The sequence below is a fragment of the Stenotrophomonas sp. LARHCG68 genome (assembly GCF_052871705.1).
The window spans coordinates 586,375-604,007 of record NZ_JBIXJV010000002.1 but is presented as its reverse complement, the minus strand read 5'-3'; the positions used below and the strand labels follow the sequence as shown (position 1 = coordinate 604,007).

The following is a 17,633-nucleotide window of genomic DNA, read 5'->3' as shown; positions in this document are numbered from 1 at the left end:
CATCCAACGAAAAACAGGGGGAGCAAGCGGTCAAAGCGCGCACCAGGCCGCGAGCGCGGCATGGGCGTCGGTGCCGGGGACACGGCGGGCATCGGCCAGCAGCGCGGTGACTTCGGCATGGTCGGGAATACTGGATTGTGCGCCCAGCCGTGTGCAGGCCAGGGCAGAGGCCGCGCTGGCGGCGAGCAGCGCCTGCTGCAGGGCTTCACCATGGGCCAGCGATGCCACCAGCGTGCCGCAGAACGTATCGCCGGCGGCGGTGGTATCCACCGGCGAAATGGCGAACGCCGGCTGCAGCAGGGTACGGCCTTCGTGCCGCGCCAGGCAGCCGCGCGCACCGAGGGTGACGATCACGCAGGGCACGTCCAGCCGCGCCAGGCCGCTGGCCAGGTCCGGCGGGTTGCCGGCGACCACGTCCAGTTCGCCCTCGTTGACGATCAGCATGTCCAGTTGCGCCAGCAGCTCGGCCGGCAGCACCTGCGCCGGTGCGGCGTTGAGCGCGACCTTGACCCCGGCCGCACGTGCGGCCAGTGCATAGGCCAGCACGGTGTCGAGCGGGGTTTCCAGCTGCAGCAGCAGCCATTGCACCCCATCCAGCGCAGGCAGGTGTTGGGGGCGCAATGCCATGTTGGCGCCGGGCGCGACGGTGATGGCGTTCTCGGCATCGTCGGACAGGCAGATGAAGGCGGTGCCGGTCGGCAGCTGCGCATCGCGCACCGCGTGCAGCTGCACGTCGGCATCGCGCAGCGAGGTTTCGATCGGCGTGGCGAAATCATCCTGGCCCAATGCGAGCAGCATCCGGGTGCGGGCGCCACCGGCACGCGCGCAGGCCACGGCCTGGTTGGCACCCTTGCCACCGGGGAAGGTGCGGAACTCGCGGCCCAGCACGGTTTCGCCGGGCGCCGGCACGTGCGCGGCGCGGACCACGAAGTCGAGGTTGGCCGAGCCGGCGACAAGTACGGTGGAACTCATGGAATGGCCTGGTAAACGAGGTTGTAGAAACGGGTGGAAGGTGAGGCGAGCGCCTTGTCACCGCTGGGCAGGTATTGCATCAGCAGGATGGCCACCAGCTTTTCCTTGCGGTCGATGGTGAAATAGGTGGACGCCGCGCCCGACCAGCCGAACTGGCCGACGCTGCCGAGCTTGCCGCGGTAAGCCGGGTTGGTGATGACATAGCCGCCCAGGCCGAAGCCCTCGCCCGCGCCATAGCTGCTGATGGCCGGCTCGAAGCCAGCGAGCTGGTCGCTCATCATCAGCTCGACGGTCTTGCGCGAGAGCAGCTGTTGCTTCCCGCTGCGGCCATCGTCGAGCAGCATGTGGGCAAACTTCAGGTAGTCGGCAGCGGTGGAATACAGACCGCCGGCGCCGCTGTCATAGCCTTTCAGGCGCACGCCCGGATTGCGCGCGCTGAGCGTGTCGGCCACGCGCAGGCTGCCATCGTCGTTGCTGGTGGGCAGTTCGACCACGCGACCACGCTGCGCCAGCGGCACTTCAAAACCGGTGTCGTGCATCGCCAGCGGGCTGAAGATGCGTTGGTGCAGGAACTGCGCGAACGGTTGCCCGCTGACCACCTCGACCACGCGCGCCAGCAGTTCGGTATTGCTGCCTTCGTAATGGAAGTGTGTGCCGGGCGCATCGGCCAACGGCAGCGTGGACAAGCGGCGTGCAACGTCCTGCAGCGAGGTCGCGCTGTCGACATCGGCCGCGGTCAACAGCTTGGTCGCCACCCGGTGCGTATCCGACGCCGCCGCGAAGCCGCTGGTATGGGTGAGCAGATGGCGCAGGGTAATCGCGCGCGGTGCATCTTCGGTCTGCGGATGTTGCAGGTCGCCACCGGTCACCACGGTGCGGTCGGCGAACTCGGGAAGGTAGCGCGCCAGCGGATCGTCCAACGACAGCTTGCCTTCTTCCAGCAGCATCAGCACGGCGACCGAGGTCACCGGCTTGGTCATCGAATAGATGCGGAAGATGCTGTCGGACTGCAGTGGCCGGTGGCCAGCGCTGTCGGCGTGGCCGTAGTGCTGCTGGAACACGATGCGGCCATCGTGCTCGACCAGCGCCACCGCGCCCGGGAACTGGCCCGGTGCGGTGCTCGCCTGCAGGAAACCATCCAGCCGCTGCCAGCGGTCTCCAGCGTGCAGCAGCGGCGCGGGCAGGCACAACAGGAGTGCGGCGCCACGGCGCAGCCAGCGACGGCTGCGCGGTGTTGCGATGGTTTGATGCATGGCGTGCACTCCTGCGCTCATCAGCGGAACGTGTACGAATAGCTCAACGAGACTACCCGGCCACGACCGGCCCAGTAGTTCTGCCAGCCATCGCCCTGCGAGCCGCTGAGGATGTAGTACTTGTTGAACAGGTTGTCCACGCCCAGCGAGAACGTCCCGAAGCGGCCACTATCGTAGTTCACGCCCAGATCCCACAGCGTGTAGCCGTTGATCTTCTCGTCGTAATCGAAGGTCTCCCCGTCGTACTCGCGCACCGCCGAGCTGGTCAGGTGGCGGTCGCGCAGCATGCTCGCCCCCAGCGTGGCGTCCAGGTTGGGCAACGCCTTCCATACCAGCGCGACGTTGATCTTGTCCGGGGTGGCGTCGAAGATGCCCAGCGGCTTCTTCAACGGGCCGGCGTCGTAGCGGCCCTGCGGGTCCGGGCCCCAGAACGAGGTCCAGCCACGCAGGTGCGTGTACAGGCCGGTGATCTTGAACGTGTCGGTGAAGCGGAACTCACCGGTGAACTCGATGCCTTTGATGTCGGTGGGCGCGCGGGTCATGATGAAGTCGCTGGTCAGCGGGTCCACTTCCAGCGACGCGCCGAAGTCGGAGGTGGAGTGGTACCAGCTGCCACTGAGCGCGCCCCGCGAACCGCGCCAGTTGAAGCCGATGTCGATGTTGTCGACGATGATCGCCTGCAGGTCGAGGATGCCCTTCACCGACTGCCCGGTGTAGTTCACGTTGCGCAGCGGGATGCCGATGTCCGGCAGGGTGAAGCCCTTGCTGTAGGCGCTGAACAGCGAGAACTGGTCGGTCACGCGCCAGATCGCGCCGATGTTGGGCAGGTTGGCGGTGTAGTCCAGGGTGCCGCCTTCGACGAACACGCTGTTGCGGTAGGCCACGGTGGTGTAGCTGTCCACGTCCAGCTCGCCGTTCTCGCGGCGCAGGCCACCGCTGACCGTCACCGGGCCGATGTCCCAGCTCAGCTGCGCGTAGGGGGCCACGCTCTTGTAGTCCATCGGCGGCACCCACACGCGGTCGGTCATCACCAGCCGCTGCTGCGCCACGTCCTGCACGAAGTCCACGCCGGTGTGCAGCTCCAGGCCATCCACGCCGAACAGCGTCGGACGCGTCCACGAGGTGCGCAGGCCCTTCTTCTTCGATTGGATCTCGGATTGGTCGAAGATGCGGTCGGCGTCGTCGGCCGGCGCCGGCTTGACCAGCTGGCGGTCGGCGCCGTTCTCCGGCAGGAAACGCATGCCCTGGTCGGCCTGGTAGCCGACCAGGTCCAGCGTGCCGCCGAAGAAGTCGTTGTGGGTGTACTGCAGGCTGTACTGGATGAACTTGTTGAGCGCATCGCGCTGGCCGTCGATGTGGCCCTTCACCGAGGTGTTCGGGTACGGCGTGTCGCACGGCGGCCAGTCATGCGGGCCCTTGCAGCCGACCACCTGGATGTAGTCGCCGTTGCCGCCGATGTTGAAGTTGCTGTAGGTGGCCTGCAGGCGCTGCTCGCCGTCCTGGCCGAAGTTGAAGCCGCCCTTCATGTACAGGTTGCGCGACTGCGAGTCGGCCAGCGAGCCGCTGGAATTCATGCCGATGCTGCGGCCCTTCGCGTCATAGGCCATGCCGCGCTCCAGCTGCGAGACGCTGGCCAGGAAGTCGTAGTTGTCCTGCTTGATCGCGTGGCTCAGGCCCAGCTTCCAGCCCACGCTGTCGTCGTGGAACTGGGTCTGGTAGCGCGCGCTGATCGTGGTCTCGCTGCCGTCGTGCTCGGGCACCTTGGAGATGTAGTTGATCACCCCGCCGGTGGCACCGATGCCCTCGGCCGCCGAGGGACCATTGATGACCTCGATGCGGCCGATCACGCCCATGTCGGTGAAGGTGCCGTTGCGGGTGCCTTCGCGCAGCGGCGAGCCCTGCGGGATGCTGTCGAACAGGCGCAGCGGGATGCGCCCGCGCAGCGACTCGCCGGAGTTGGTCATCGCCTGCGAGGATTCGGCGTAGCCGGGGATGGTGCGCGCCAGCACCGCGGTGTTGTCCTCGGTGATGACCAGCGACTGCCGGATCTCTTCCGGGGTGATGATCGAGATCGCGCCGGGGATCTTGTCCACGGCCTTGGGCGCGCGCACGCCGGTGACGATCACCCGGTCCAGGTCGGTGGCCTGGGCAGGCTTCCTGCCGCTGCTGCTGGCGGCGCGTTCGTCCTCGCGCGCCTGCGCCGCGTCCACCTGTTGTGCGCGCACACTGTCGCTGACCGCAGCGGCCAGCAGGAAAACCCCCAACGTCACAGGCAAGTTCTTCATGTTCGTTCTTATCTCGATGGATGTATGAGAAGACGCGCTTGAACTGCTTTGCCGCATGCGTGCGGCGACTGCTGCAGGTAATGACCGCTGGCCACGTCCCTCCCGACGCGCCGTGCCCCCGTGGATGCAGCCTAGGCGTGCGCAGGGGCAGGGAAGAAGGACGGGCGGCTAGCTTCAGACGTGAGCTTTTGTTGGTTGAAGAAAGGCGATGTTTTTTCTTGCGGTGCAACAAGAAACATCCGCTTGTGACGCATCCGGCAGGCAAAGAAAACGGCGCCACGATTGCCCGTGGCGCCGTTGTCCATCAGCCCGTTATCAGAACTTGATGGTGTGCGACAGCGACACCATCCGGCCGCGGCCGGAGAAGTAGTTCTGCCAGCCCGGCAGCTGCGACCAGGTCAACACGTACTGCTTGTCGAACAGGTTCTCGATGCCCAGCGACAGCTGGCCGAAGCGGCCGGTGTCGTAGTTCACGCTCAGGTCCCACAGCGCGTAGCCATAGGTGTTCTCTTCGTTGGCGTAGACGTCGCCATTGGCCGGGTTGGTGAAGGTCTCGCGCAGGTCGCGGTCGAAGGTCTTGCTCACGCCCAGGGTGGCGTTGAGGTTGTCGTTCTGCGTCCAGGTCAGCGAGGCATTCACCTTGTCCGGCGAGATGTCCAGGATGCCCATTTCCTTCTTCAGGCCCGAACCCGGGTAGTACTGGGTCTGGCCACGGATGCGCGAGTACAGGAAGGTGGCCTTCCAGTGCTCGTTGAAGGTCCAGGCGCTGTTGAGCTCAAAGCCTTCGATCTCGACCGGTGCGCGGGTCAGGATGAAGTCGTCGGTGGCCTTGTCGATGGTCAGGGTCGAGCCGAAGTCCGAGGTCGAGCGGTACACCGACGCACCCACCTGGCCCTTGGCGCCGCGCCAGTTGAAGCCGACTTCCTTGTTCTTGGTGATCAGCGGCTGCAGGTCGGTGATGCAGGCCACGGCCTTGCACGGGCTGCTGGCCTGGATGTTGCGCAGCGGGATGCCGACGTTGGCGATGCCGAAGCCTTCGGAGTACGAGCCGAACACCGACCACGCATCGTTGATGCGCCAGATCGCGCCGAAGTTCGGCATGGTGGCCTTGTAGTCCAGCTTGCCGCCCTGCACCGGGGTGTGGTCGCGGAAGGCGACGGTGGTGTAGCTGTCGATCTCCAGCTCGCCGTCCTCGCGGCGGACGCCGGCATCCAGCGTGACCGGGCCGATGTCCCAGCTCAGCTGCGCGTACGGTGCCACGCTGGTGTACTTCATCGGCGGCACCCACAGGCGGTTGGTCAGGGCCAGGCGCTGCTCGGCGGTGTCTTCCACCATGTCCAGGCCGGCGCGCAGGCGCAGGCCTTCGACCGTGAACAGGTCACCGTAGGCATAACCGAAGCGCAGGCCCTTCTTCTCGCTGTTGATCTCCGACTGGTCCCAGATGCGCTGGTCTTCCGGCGGTGCCGGCTTGGTCAGCTGGCGGTCGTCGCCGTTCTCCGGCACGTAGCGCATGGCCTGCTCGGCCCAGTACGCATCGATGCTCAGGTCGCCGCCGAAGAAGTCGGCGTTGGTGTACTTCACCGCGAACTGCTCGAAGTCGTTGAACTCGGCCAGCGAGCCGGCGATGGAGCCCTTCTCGGCGGTGTTGGTGGTGGGCTTGGTGCAGCCATCGTCACCGGCGCGGCAGCCTTCCACCGGGATGTAGTTGTGCTTGCCGCCAATGTGGAAGTTGCTGTAGCTGGCCTGGATGCGCTGCATCTGACCTTCGCCGAAGTTGTAGCCGCCCTTCACGAACAGGTTCTTGCTGTACGAGTCCGACAGCGAGCCGGAGGTGTTCAGGCCGACGCGGCGGCCGTCGCCGTCATAGGCGATGCCACGGTCGATGTAGGCGCCGCTGATCAGGAAGTCGGCCGCATCATCCTTGTAGGTATGCATCACGCCGATCTTGGTCTGGTCGCTGTCGCCCTTGAACTGGGTGCCGTAGCGGGTGGAGATGGTGGTCTGGTGGCCATCCACTTCCGGGTTCTTGGACAGGTAGTTGATCACACCACCGGCACCGCCGATGCCTTCGGCGGCGGACGGGCCGTTGATGACCTCGATGCGGCCGATCACGCCCATGTCGGTGAAGGTGCCGTTGCGGTTGCCTTCGCGCAGCGGCGAACCCTGCGGCACGCCGTCGAACAGGCGCAGCGCGATGCGGCCGCGCAGGGTCTCACCGGAGTTGCTCATCGCCTGCGAGGATTCGGAGTAGCCCGGCACCATGCGTGCGAGCACGGCGGTGGCGTCTTCGGTCAGGTTCAAGGTGCGCTGCACCTGCTCCGGGGTCACCAGGGTGACCGCGCCGGGGACCTTCTCGATCGCGACCGGGGTACGGGTACCGGTGACGATGACCTGGTCCAGGCTGACCGCATCGTCATGGGCTTTGCTTGCATCCTGCGCCATCGCCGGCGCAATGGCGCTGGCAAGCAGAACAGTGCTGATGGCAGCAGTAAGTGGCTTGATCATTGCTTCCTCTCCCCCTGATGTGGAAACGGTGTACAGACAGCTGGGGGGCGGCCTGCACCGGTAATCGAGACGGGGACTTGTGCCCCTTTCATGCTGCCGTTTGATGCACCGGTGTCCGCGTGGGAACGTCAGGCGCACCTTCGACGATGGGCAGAGACTAGGGGCGGCTTTCTGGCGAAGGAAGCGCGACTGGGTATGTTCATTGCCTAGTGTTTGTTGCGATTGGACGGCGCTGGAATCGCCCCGAGACGGGGGCGCGGCGCCATGCTCGGCCGGGGCGTTCCCGGCAAGGCCAGCTGCCGGGCATGGCCCGGCACTGCGCCAACCCCGCACCGCATCGCGGTGGGGCGCAGCCATGTTCGGCGGGGGTTTTCCGGGGGATGCCCACGCCGGGCATCCCCGGCATTACCGGATCAACGCGGCGCGGGCTTCTTCCAGCAGGGCGTTGACCTGGCGCAGGCGCACCGAGGCGCGCGACCAGACCAGCCCGATCCGGCGCGGTTCGCTGGGCTGCGGCAGCGGCAGGCTGACCACCGAAATGCCTTCGGGCCAGGGCTTGGCCCAGTCCGGCACCAGCGAGACGCCCAGGCCACGGTCCACCATCACGGCGATCGCGTTGAGCGCATTCAGCTCGAACCGCTCACGCGGCACGATGCCCACCTTGCGCAGGTATTCGTCGGCCTGGCGGCCACCCCATTCGTGCCGGTCGTAGCGGATCAGCGGCTCCTCGCGCAGCAGCTGGTGCGGGTCGCAGCCGGCCAGCCGCGCCGGGGCCAGCACCACCAGCGGCTCCTCGCGCAACAGCTGCCAGTCGCAGGTCTTGGGCAGCGGGAACGGGGCCTGCAGCACCATCGCCGCGTCCAGGTCGCCCGATTCCACCGCACCGTACAGGTCGGCCGAATAGCCCGGCTTGATGAAGACGTTGATCTCCGGGAACTTGGCCACCATCCGCGCCAGCATGTCCGGCACCAGCCCGCCCAGCGCGGTCGGGCAGGCGCCCAGGCGCAGTTCGCCGGCCATGCCGCTTTCATTGGCCACGCTGCGCAGGTCGGCCACGTCACGCAGCAGGTCGCGCGCCCGCTGCAGGATGCGCGCGCCTTCCTCGGTGACGCTGACGGTGCGCCCGGCGCGGGCGATCAGCGGCGCCCCGAGCTCACGCTCCAGGGTGCGGATCTGTTGGGCCACCGCCGCCGGGGTGATGTGCAGCAGGCGCGCGGCCGCGGCCATCGAGCCACGGTCCACGACGGTGACGAAGGTATTGAGGAACTGGGTTTCCACGGTATGACCTCTCAGCTGGCCGCAACGCTACACCAGCCGGCCGGCGCTGGCGATGCGACCAACGTCATGGTCCTGGCGTCGTGGCCGGCCTTCACACCGCGTCCTGCTTGTAGATCGTCAGGCCCTTGAGCGAGCGGGTGGGGGCGGGGAAGCACAGGCTGGCCAGGTAGCCGATCACGATGCACAGCATGATCGAGATGGCCAGGTAGAAGTACGGGTGCACCAGCTTGAACCACCAGGCCACGAAGGTCAGCACGATCGAGGCGGCCACGCCGATCGCCACGCCCTGCGAGTTCGCGCGGCGGGTGAACATGCCCAGCGTGTAGGCACCGGCGAAACCACCGCCGAGCAGGCCGGCCAGTTCGATGGACACGTCGAACAGCGAGTGGATGTCGTAGCGCGACATGATCAGCGCCAGGCCGATCGCCACCAGGCCCACCATGACGGTGGAGATCTCGGCGAACAACACGCTCTTGCGCGGGTTCGGGTTCTTGGCCAGGCGCTCGTAGAAGTCCACCGAGATCAACGTGGCCACGCTGTTCATGATGCTCGACAGCGTCGCCATCGCCGCGGCGAACACGCCGGCGATGATCAGCCCGGTGACGCCCGGCGGCAGTTCGGCGGCGATGAACAGCGGGAAGGTGGCATCGATCGGCAGCAGCGGGTCCAGGCGCTGCGGGTTGTTCTTGTAGAACACCCACAATGCAGTGCCGATGCCGTAGAAGATGAAGCCGCCCGGGATCATGATCGCGGCGAACGCCCAGATCGAGCGGCCCGCTTCCTTGTCCGACTTGGTGGCCAGGGTGCGCTGCATCAGCACCTGGTCCTTCGGGAAGGTCAGCACCACGTCGAACACCACCAGGAAGATGAAGCCCCACACGGTGGCCTTGGTCAGGTCGAAGCTGAAATCGAACAGCTTGGTCTTGTCTTCCATCGCCGCGGTGGCGACGAATTCGCCGAAGCCGCCCTTCAGCGTCCACACGATGAAACCGATGGCGAAGATCGCGCCGCCCATCTTGACGATGACCTGCACGAAGTCGGTCCAGATCACCGCCTTCATGCCACCCATCGCGGTGTAGATGATGGTGAACACGCCCATCATCATGATGCTCCACACCACGCTGATGCCGGTGATGGTGGCAATCGCCAGCGCCGGCAGGAACAGCACCACGCTCATGCGCGCGCCGATCTGCATGACGATGCACAGCGCGCTGGCGAGCATGCGGATGGCCGGGTGGAAGCGGGTTTCCAGGTAGGAGAACACGCTCATCAGGTCCAGCCGGCGCAGCAGCGGCACGATCCACACCGCCACGAACATCAGGCCCAGCACCGCGATCAGGTTGTTGGTCAGGTACTGCCAGTTGGTCTCGAACGCCTTGGCCGGGATGGCGATGAAGCTGATCGAACTGGTGTTGGTGGCATACAGGCTCACGCCGGCCGCCCAGAACGGGATGCTGCGGCCACCGACGAAGAAGTCGGCGGTATTGCCGCGCTTCTCGCGGAAGTAGAACCAGGCGCCCATGCCCAGCATCGCGGCCAGGTAGACGATGATCACCGTCCAGTCCATCCAGCCCAGCAGGTGCTTGCCGGTCTGCATCTCGAAGGTGTGCAGGCTGCCGTCGGCGCTGGCCCAGGCCAGGCCGTTGCCCCAGCTGGCGGTGGCGGTCGGGGCGTCGGCGCCGCTGCCGGCCACGGTCGCCCAGGCGCTGGTGATGGTGTGGAAGGTGCGCGCGTTGACCGCGCCCTGGCGGTCACGCACCTGCATCAACAGGTGGGCCTGGCCGAGCGCGCGCAGCGAGCCGGGGACCAGCGAGCCGTCAATGCCCGGCAGCGACACCCAGCCCTTGTCGGTGGTCCAGCGCCACAGCTGCTGTGCGTTGCCGGCAACCGGTGCATCGACCACATACAACGCGCCCTTCTGGGCCTGCATCGCCGCGGCGGCGGCGTCGCCCGGCCACATCGGGGCCGGCACCCAGGCGCCGTTGCCGGCGGGCCGACGCAGCAGCTGGCGCTTGCCGGCACCATCGATGCCGGCCACGTACAGGTCACCGTCCAGCGTGGTGGCCACCGCCTGTGCCAGCGGCGAGGGCAGGGGTAGCGATTGTCCGGCCACCAGCGCATCACCCTTGCGGGTGACCTGGTCCAGGCGGTTGGCCTGGCCGGCGCCCTCGCCGACCAGCAGCCAGTTGGCATCGCCGTAACGGACCATGCCGTGGAGCGCATTGGCGGGGGTCTTGCCCAGCTGCAGCGGCTTCCAGGCCTGCTCGCCCTTGCCCAGGTACCAGGCGCGCTCGCCTTCCACGGCCAGCAGCTGGTCCTGCAGGGCCAGCATCTGCTGCGGCGCACGGCCATCGGGCAGCGTCGGCAGCAGGCCGGTGGCCACGGCATTGAGGCTTTCCCCGGCCGAGGCGATGCCACCGGTCACCAGCAGGGTGAGCGCCAGCAGCAGGCGCAGGCCGAGGGAGAGGGGGCGCTTCAGGAAGGCCGGTGCATTGGCCGCGTGCTTGGACATGGGATGGACCCCGGAAAGTAAAGCGGAGGCGCCGGCCCAGGCCGTCACCTTGAGGAAGGATCAGGCGTGGCCGGCCCCGGCGACGATGGCTTCGGCGCGGCGCAGGAACGGCAGGTCGACCATGCGCCCCTCGAACAGGAACGCGCCGCGGCCCTGCGCATCGGCCTGCTTGGCGGCGGCGAGGATACGCCGTGCCTCGGCGACCAGTGCCTCGGGCACGCTGAAGAGGGTGTTGGCCAGCGCCACCTGGCGCGGGTGGATGCAGCTCTTGCCGATGAAGCCCAGCCTCTGCGCCATGGTTGCCTCGACCGTGAAGCCCTCGGCGTCGGCCACGTCCGGCCATGCGCCGTCGCAGGCGAACACCCCGGCTTCGGCGGCGGCCATCTTCACCGCGAACAACGTGGCCTGCACGTTGGCCGGGTCACGCGCGATGCCGTTGGGCGCGAACAGGTCGCCCAGGCCCAGCTGCAGCCCGGCCACGCGCGGATGCGCGGCGGCCAGTTCGGCGGCATGGCGCAGCCCGCGCGGGGTCTCGATGTTGATCAGCAGGCCGATCGGCTGGGCCACGCCGTTGGCGGCCTCGGCCTGTTCCAGCGCCGTGGCAACCTCGCGCACCTGCGCGGCCGATTCGATCTTGGGAATGTTGAGCAGCCACACGCCGGGCACGGCCACGGCCCGGAGGTCGGCGGCGAAGTGCGGGCTGTCGGTGGCATTGGTGCGCACGATCAGCAGCTTGCCGCCGGCCACCATCTCCGGGCGCGCCAGGAACGCGGCCACGGCCGCCCGTGCAGCCGTCTTGCCGGCTTCCGGCACGGAATCTTCCAGATCGAAAGACAGGGCATCGGCCGGTCCGGCCATGGCCTTGTCGAACAGCTCCGGACGTGCGCCGGGCACAAACAGCTTGCTACGCATGGGGTTCCCTCTAACCTTGAGGGCAGTCTGCGCAAATCGGAACCGGGAAAAAGTGTATTCCCGAACATTCATGCAATAGCGTTTGTTGCGCTTTGCCGGATCAGGCCGCCCACACCCTGCCGCCCCGGATGATGCCGGGCCATGCGCGGCGGGGGCTCTACCGGGAGTCCCTCGCGCCGGACATGGCACGGCGAATCCCATTCAGTTTCGCTGCCATGACGGCGAGCCTGGCCGACATCGCCCGCAACCCCGGACCCCTTCCTTCCCCCGCAAGCGGGGAAGGTGCCCGAAGGGCGGATGGGGGGCGCTTCCCGATCCTGCCCTGTGCTTCTGGCCGCAAACCCCCAGTCACAGCTCCTGACCCCCTCCCTTTGCCGCAAGGCAAGGGGAGGGTTCCAGCGGTACCCGCAGACGGAATCAACCAAAACCGTCCGCGCTGCCCCCTCAAACAGATCCTCAATACACCTCCCGTCCCGATCCGAAGACAAAGAAGGTCCCAGATCGACCGCAGAGACCCACAAAGTCAGCGGCCCAGCATTCCGATCCCCCTCAATTCCTACCGAACCAGGATTCAAGAGAGGGCCAATAAAGCAGTTTCCCCCAGCAAAAGACCCGTTCAGCCTGATATACCAAGGCGCGCCCAGCTATCATTCGCCTTCACATCACGAGACCTGATTTTCCCGCCCCGATCGCCGCGCAGGCGGGCTGGAACAGGCCACCAGAACAGGGGACACATGGCAGAAGTAACCAAGGCCCGGACCGGCCATCTGATACGCACCTTGTTTGGCATCCTGCAGGCCCGACCCGACGGCCTGAAGGCCGCCGAAGCCCTGGCCGCCCTGGCCGCACAGGTCGAATTGACCCCCTACGAGGCCGGCGACTACCCCACCGGTGGGCGCCGTTTCGAGAAGATCGTGCGTTTCGCCACCGTCGATACCGTCAAGGCCGGTTGGCTGGTCAAGGACAAGGGCATCTGGAACATCACCGCCGAAGGCGCGCAGGCCTACCGGCAGTACCCGGACGGCGAGCAGTTCTACCGCGAGGCGGTGCGCCTGTACCACAAGTGGAAAAAGGCGCAGCCGGTAATCGAAGTCGACGAGGGCGACGACGAAGCGGTGGAAAAGTCCGCCAGCATCACCCTGGAGCAGGCCGAGGAAATGGCCTGGGCCGAGATCGAGGCGCACCTGGCCGACATGCCGCCCTACGAGTTCCAGGAGCTGGTAGGCGCCCTGCTCACCGCCATGGGCTACCACGTGGCCTGGATTGCCCCGCCCGGCAAGGACGGCGGTATCGACGTCATCGCCTACAACGACCCATTGGGCACCCGCCCGCCGCGCATCAAGGTGCAGGTCAAGCGCAACGCCAACTCACCCAAGATCGACGTGATGGGCCTGCGCAGCTTCATGGCGGTGCTTGGCGAAGGCGACGTCGGCCTGTTCGTGGCCCTGTCCGGCTTCACCAAGGACGCCGACCTGGAAGCCCGCCAGAGCCACCGCCGCATCACCCTGATCGACGCCACCCAGCTGGTGGAACTGTGGACTCGGCACTACGGGCAGCTGGATGACAGCGCTCGCCGGCGCTTGCCGCTCAAGCCGGTGTGGTTTTTGGCGGGCGAAGGCTGACCACGAAGAACTATCCTTCGCTCATATCAGCGAACAAGCACTGATTAACTAGATTTTTGGAAAGCAAATGTCAAACGCCCAGCATCAGAATTTGGTTGGTTTCATCTGGAATATCGCCAACAAATTACGTGGTCCTTACCGTCCTCCGCAATACCGCCGCGTGATGCTGCCGCTAATTGTGTTGCGTCGCTTCGATCTGGTTCTGGCAGAAAACAAGCAAAAGGTGCTAGACGAAAAGAAACGCCTGGAAGACAAAGGAATCAAAGGCCCCGCGCTAGACAAAGCGTTGTCCCGCATTGCCGCTACCGACCGCAAGCAGGAACTATTCAACACCAGCGGCTTCACGTTTGAGAAGCTGTTGGGCGACGCGCCCAACATCGCTGGCAACTTGATTTCCTACATCCAGGGTTTCTCGCCACGTGCTCTCGACATTTTCGATAAGTTCGAATTTGAAACCGAGATCGCCAAGTTGGACGAGGCAAATCGACTGTATCTGATCATTCAGGAGTTCTGCTCCGCAGACATCAACCTCTCACCCAAAGCCATCAGTAATTTACAGATGGGCTACCTGTTCGAAGAGCTGGTGCGCAAGTTCAACGAGCAGGCGAACGAAGAGGCCGGCGATCATTTCACCCCACGTGAAGTCATCCGTTTAATGGTCGAATTGGTTTTTACGGGAGAAGACGGCATCTTCGAGCCGGGCATTTACCGCAGTGTATATGACCCGACGGCGGGTACCGGTGGCATGCTTTCTGAGTCGGAGAAAGCTGCAATGGCAAAGAACCCTCAAGCCAATATCGAATTGTTTGGGCAAGAGTACAATCCAGAGTCTTACGCCATCTGTTGCTCCGACCTTTTGATCAAGGATGAGCCGATCAACAACCTGATCTATGGCGACACCTTGGGCATAAAGGACGCCAAGAACAAGACCAATGGCTTTGTGCCGCAAGACGGCCACCCGGACAAGAAATTCCACTACATGCTGGCCAACCCGCCCTTTGGGGTGGAGTGGAAGCCGGAAGAAGACTTCGTGCGGGAGGAGTACGAAGACCAAGGCTTTTCCGGCCGCTTCGGCGCGGGCCTGCCACGCATCAACGATGGCTCGCTGCTCTTCCTGCAGCACATGATATCGAAGATGCACCAGCCGCCCAAGCTGGTCGATGGCAAGAACGTCGGTGGTGACGGCTCCAAGATCGCCATCGTTTTCAATGGCTCGCCCCTGTTCACGGGTGACGCCGGATCGGGTGAGTCCAACATCCGCCGCTGGATCATTGAGCGCGACATGCTGGACGCCATCGTCGCCCTGCCTGACCAGATGTTCTACAACACGGGCATCTACACCTATGTCTGGATCGTTACCAATAAGAAGCCCACTCATCGCCAAGGCCTGGTGCAGTTGATCGACGGCACCCGTCATTTCAAGAAGATGGACAAGAGCTTGGGCAACAAGCGCAACGAGCTCTCGGACGACCACATCAGAGAGCTGGTGCGCCTGTACGCCGAGCACGACCACGATGCGGAAAGTGAGGTGCTGGTGGACGGGAAACCCAAACGCCGGGTTTGCAGCAAGCTCTTCGAGAACCGCGAATTTGGCTTCTTGAAGATCACCGTTGAGCGCCCGCTGCGGCTGAACTTCCAAGCCAGCGCGGACCGGATCGCCAAGCTGGATGGGCAGAGCGCTTTCGCCAATCTGGCGAGCAGCAAGAAGCGTAAGGACGATGCCGCCTATCGCGCGGAAGTCGCGGTAGGCCAAGAAACACAGGCAGCCATCAAGGCCGCCCTGCAAGGCATGGATATTGAAACGCTGTACCGCAATCGTCCCGCTTTCGAAGCCGTGCTCGAAGCCGCCCTGAAAAGGCTACCCAACAAGGTTTCTGCGCCAGTGAAGAAAGCGATTTTGGCGGCGCTCTCGGAGCGCGACCCCAAGGCAGACATCTGTCTGGACTCTAAGGGCAACCCGGAACCTGATGCCGATCTGCGCGATACCGAAATCGTGGCCCTGCCGGAGGACGTTGCACTGCCGCTGCCACTGGGCTACGACAACGAAACCGGCCACGACCAGCTGTTGGCGCTCGTGAAAGACCACTGCGAGGACTACCTCAAGGCTGAAGTACTGCCGCACGTGCCCGATGCCTGGATCGACCACAGCAAGACCAAGGTGGGCTACGAAATCCCGCTGACCCGGCACTTCTACGTCTACCAGCCCCCGCGTCCGCTGGATGTAATTGCAGGCGAAATCAGCCAACTCGAAAAAGACATCGTGGCCATGCTGAGCGAGGTGGTGTGATGAAGCAATACCCTGCCTATCCGACATACAAAACTACTGGGTGCGATTGGTTTCCTGAGATCCCCTCACATTGGGGAATTGACCGTGCCAAATGGTCTATCTCGTCCTGCCAAAACGGTGTCTGGGGGGCTGAGCCTGATGGCGACGACGATCTGGTCTGTATCCGTGTTGCGGACTTTGATCGCCAGTCTTTGCGTGTGTCCACGGAAAAACTGACGATGCGTAGCATCGCCGAAAAAGACCGTCGCAACCGCTTGCTAAACAAAGGTGATTTGCTTCTAGAGAAATCCGGAGGAGGCGAGCAGCAACTCGTTGGTGCTGTCGTTGAATTCAATCAGAATTTTCCCGCTGTGACCTCAAATTTCATTGCAAGAATGGTCGCAAGTGATGGAATTAACTCTCGATTCCTGACCTACCTGCATTCACACCTCTACTCAGGACGGGTCAACTTCAGGTCAATTAAGCAAACGACGGGCATTCAGAATCTGGATAGTCAAGCCTATCTCAACGAGTCAATTACCTATCCCCCTCTAGATGAGCAACAAGCCATCGCCCGTTTTCTTGACTTCAAAACTGCGCAAATCGATGCACTGATCACGAAGAAAAAATCGCTGCTCGACAAGCTGGCCGAAAAGCGCACGGCGCTGATCAGCCATGCTGTCACAAAGGGACTTGATTCATCCGTTGCGATGAAGGATTCGGGGGTAGCGTGGCTTGGGAAGATTCCTGCTCATTGGGAGGCCAAAAGAACCAAATTTACTGTTTCCTACATTGGTAGCGGGAAAACCCCGAAAGGTGGTTCAGAGGTGTATGTGCAGGAGGGAGTCATGATCCTGCGAAGCCAAAATGTTCATGACAAAGGGCTGCGACTCGAAGACGTAGCCTACATCACCGATGAGGCCGATTCGGCACAGGCGGCAAGTAGGGTTCTCGCAGGGGATGTTCTGCTTAACATTACCGGCGCATCAATTGGTCGAACGAGCATTGTTCCAACACCATTTCCACAGGCGAATGTAAATCAGCATGTTTGTATTCTGAGGCCAGTTCGGGATTTGGTAACTTCAGAGTACCTTCACTTGTTGCTGTGCTCTCGCCAAGCGAAAGATCAAATATCGTCGCTTGAGAATGGTACTTCCCGAGAGGGGCTTAACTTCACTCAGGTTGGTGGATTGCTGTTCGCGTTTCCGCCTGTTCAAGAGCAAGTAGCAATAGTTTTGACCTTGGCTGCCAAGGTGGAGGCTATTGATCGGCAAAGCGAAAAAGTACTTTCTGTTATTGAACGGGTAGTTGAGTACAGATCTGCTGTCATCACCAACGCCGTGACCGGAAAAATCGACGTGCGTGGCTCTCCGATTCCACAGACCGCCGAAGGAACTGCCTTATGAATGGAGGCAGATCCAAATGGCGTTGAATGCGCAGGGCTACTTCAACTGCCTGAAGTCCTACCTGAATACCAATCACTACGGCGAACCGCAGGCTGGTAGCAGTGAGGTGGTGCTGAAGGAAAAGGTGTTCGGCCAAAGTGGTACCAAGCCCATTGAGTACAAGGTGAGCTTGCAGACCACCGGCGAGACCTTGGTGATCAAGCTGGACACCAAGAAGAATGGCTCATCATCGCCGCTGTTTCACTTTCTGGACGATACCGCCAAGCCCTGGTCAAAGCGCTGTGACTTTGTGGTGTTCAACTTGCGCAAAGGCAAGCTGTATGTGTACTGCCTTGAGTTCAAGTCGGAGAGCATTCCGCACGACGTACCAGATCAGTTGAAAGCCAGTGTGGATTGGCTCAAGGCGCTGCATGCCACCATCAATGCGTACACAACCAAGCGTAGCGTCATTCACGCGACCAAGTATGTGCTGAGCAACCATCCCGACCCGACGCCGTATTTGGACGCAGATGGAAAGTACCTGCAGCGCGATCACACGATACGCCATTACCGCTATGCCGATCTCAATAGCATGGCGCTGGCGGATTTGGACAATAGCAATATTGAGGTGATTCGCTAGCAG

General features: G+C 63.6%; 11 protein-coding genes. 4 read left to right on the top strand and 7 right to left on the bottom strand.

What is annotated here, in order from left to right; genetic code table 11:
- Positions 1-30: 30 nt before the first annotated feature.
- The 7 genes from ACIPR8_RS10210 to ACIPR8_RS10180 form a co-directional block, all read right to left on the bottom strand.
- The gene (locus ACIPR8_RS10210) at positions 31-972 is read right to left on the bottom strand and encodes a ribokinase (protein WP_446540952.1); all 942 of its coding nucleotides are present in this window, start codon (positions 970-972) and stop codon (positions 31-33) included.
- Positions 969-2,225 carry a serine hydrolase domain-containing protein gene (locus ACIPR8_RS10205; RefSeq protein ID WP_446540951.1) on the bottom strand — a complete coding sequence of 419 codons (1,257 nt, stop codon included), beginning with the start codon at positions 2,223-2,225 and terminating at the stop codon, positions 969-971. The genes ACIPR8_RS10210 and ACIPR8_RS10205 overlap by 4 nt, the downstream gene beginning before the upstream one ends.
- 20 nt (positions 2,226-2,245) lie before the next feature.
- On the bottom strand, positions 2,246-4,510 hold the full coding sequence (locus ACIPR8_RS10200; RefSeq protein ID WP_446540950.1) for a TonB-dependent receptor: 2,265 nt from the start codon (positions 4,508-4,510) through the stop codon (positions 2,246-2,248).
- A gap of 315 nt (positions 4,511-4,825) precedes the next feature.
- On the bottom strand, positions 4,826-7,015 hold the full coding sequence (locus ACIPR8_RS10195; RefSeq protein WP_446540949.1) for a TonB-dependent receptor: 2,190 nt from the start codon (positions 7,013-7,015) through the stop codon (positions 4,826-4,828).
- Positions 7,016-7,420: 405 nt separating this feature from the next.
- Positions 7,421-8,293 (bottom strand): LysR family transcriptional regulator, encoded by an 873-nt coding sequence (locus ACIPR8_RS10190; protein ID WP_132863914.1) that lies wholly within the window; start codon positions 8,291-8,293, stop codon positions 7,421-7,423.
- A 91-nt stretch (positions 8,294-8,384) separates the two neighbouring features.
- The gene (locus tag ACIPR8_RS10185; protein ID WP_446540948.1) at positions 8,385-10,805 is read right to left on the bottom strand and encodes a sodium:solute symporter; all 2,421 of its coding nucleotides are present in this window, start codon (positions 10,803-10,805) and stop codon (positions 8,385-8,387) included.
- A 60-nt stretch (positions 10,806-10,865) separates the two neighbouring features.
- Positions 10,866-11,717, bottom strand: a complete 852-nt coding sequence (locus ACIPR8_RS10180; RefSeq protein ID WP_446540947.1) for an HpcH/HpaI aldolase/citrate lyase family protein — start codon at positions 11,715-11,717, stop codon at positions 10,866-10,868.
- Positions 11,718-12,451: 734 nt separating this feature from the next.
- On the opposite strand from ACIPR8_RS10180, the gene ACIPR8_RS10175 reads away from it, so the two are divergent.
- The 4 genes from ACIPR8_RS10175 (at position 12,452) to ACIPR8_RS10160 (ending at position 17,630) form a co-directional block, all read left to right on the top strand.
- Positions 12,452-13,339: a restriction endonuclease gene (locus tag ACIPR8_RS10175; RefSeq protein WP_446540946.1), complete on the top strand. Its 888-nt coding sequence runs from the start codon at positions 12,452-12,454 to the stop codon at positions 13,337-13,339.
- Between the two features lie 67 nt (positions 13,340-13,406).
- The gene (locus ACIPR8_RS10170; protein ID WP_446540945.1) at positions 13,407-15,626 is read left to right on the top strand and encodes a type I restriction-modification system subunit M; all 2,220 of its coding nucleotides are present in this window, start codon (positions 13,407-13,409) and stop codon (positions 15,624-15,626) included.
- The gene (locus ACIPR8_RS10165; RefSeq protein ID WP_446540944.1) at positions 15,626-17,011 is read left to right on the top strand and encodes a restriction endonuclease subunit S; all 1,386 of its coding nucleotides are present in this window, start codon (positions 15,626-15,628) and stop codon (positions 17,009-17,011) included. The genes ACIPR8_RS10170 and ACIPR8_RS10165 overlap by 1 nt, the downstream gene beginning before the upstream one ends.
- 16 nt (positions 17,012-17,027) lie before the next feature.
- A complete protein-coding gene (locus ACIPR8_RS10160) occupies positions 17,028-17,630 on the top strand; it encodes a hypothetical protein (RefSeq protein ID WP_446540943.1) in 603 nt (200 codons plus the stop codon).
- Positions 17,631-17,633: the final 3 nt, after the last annotated feature.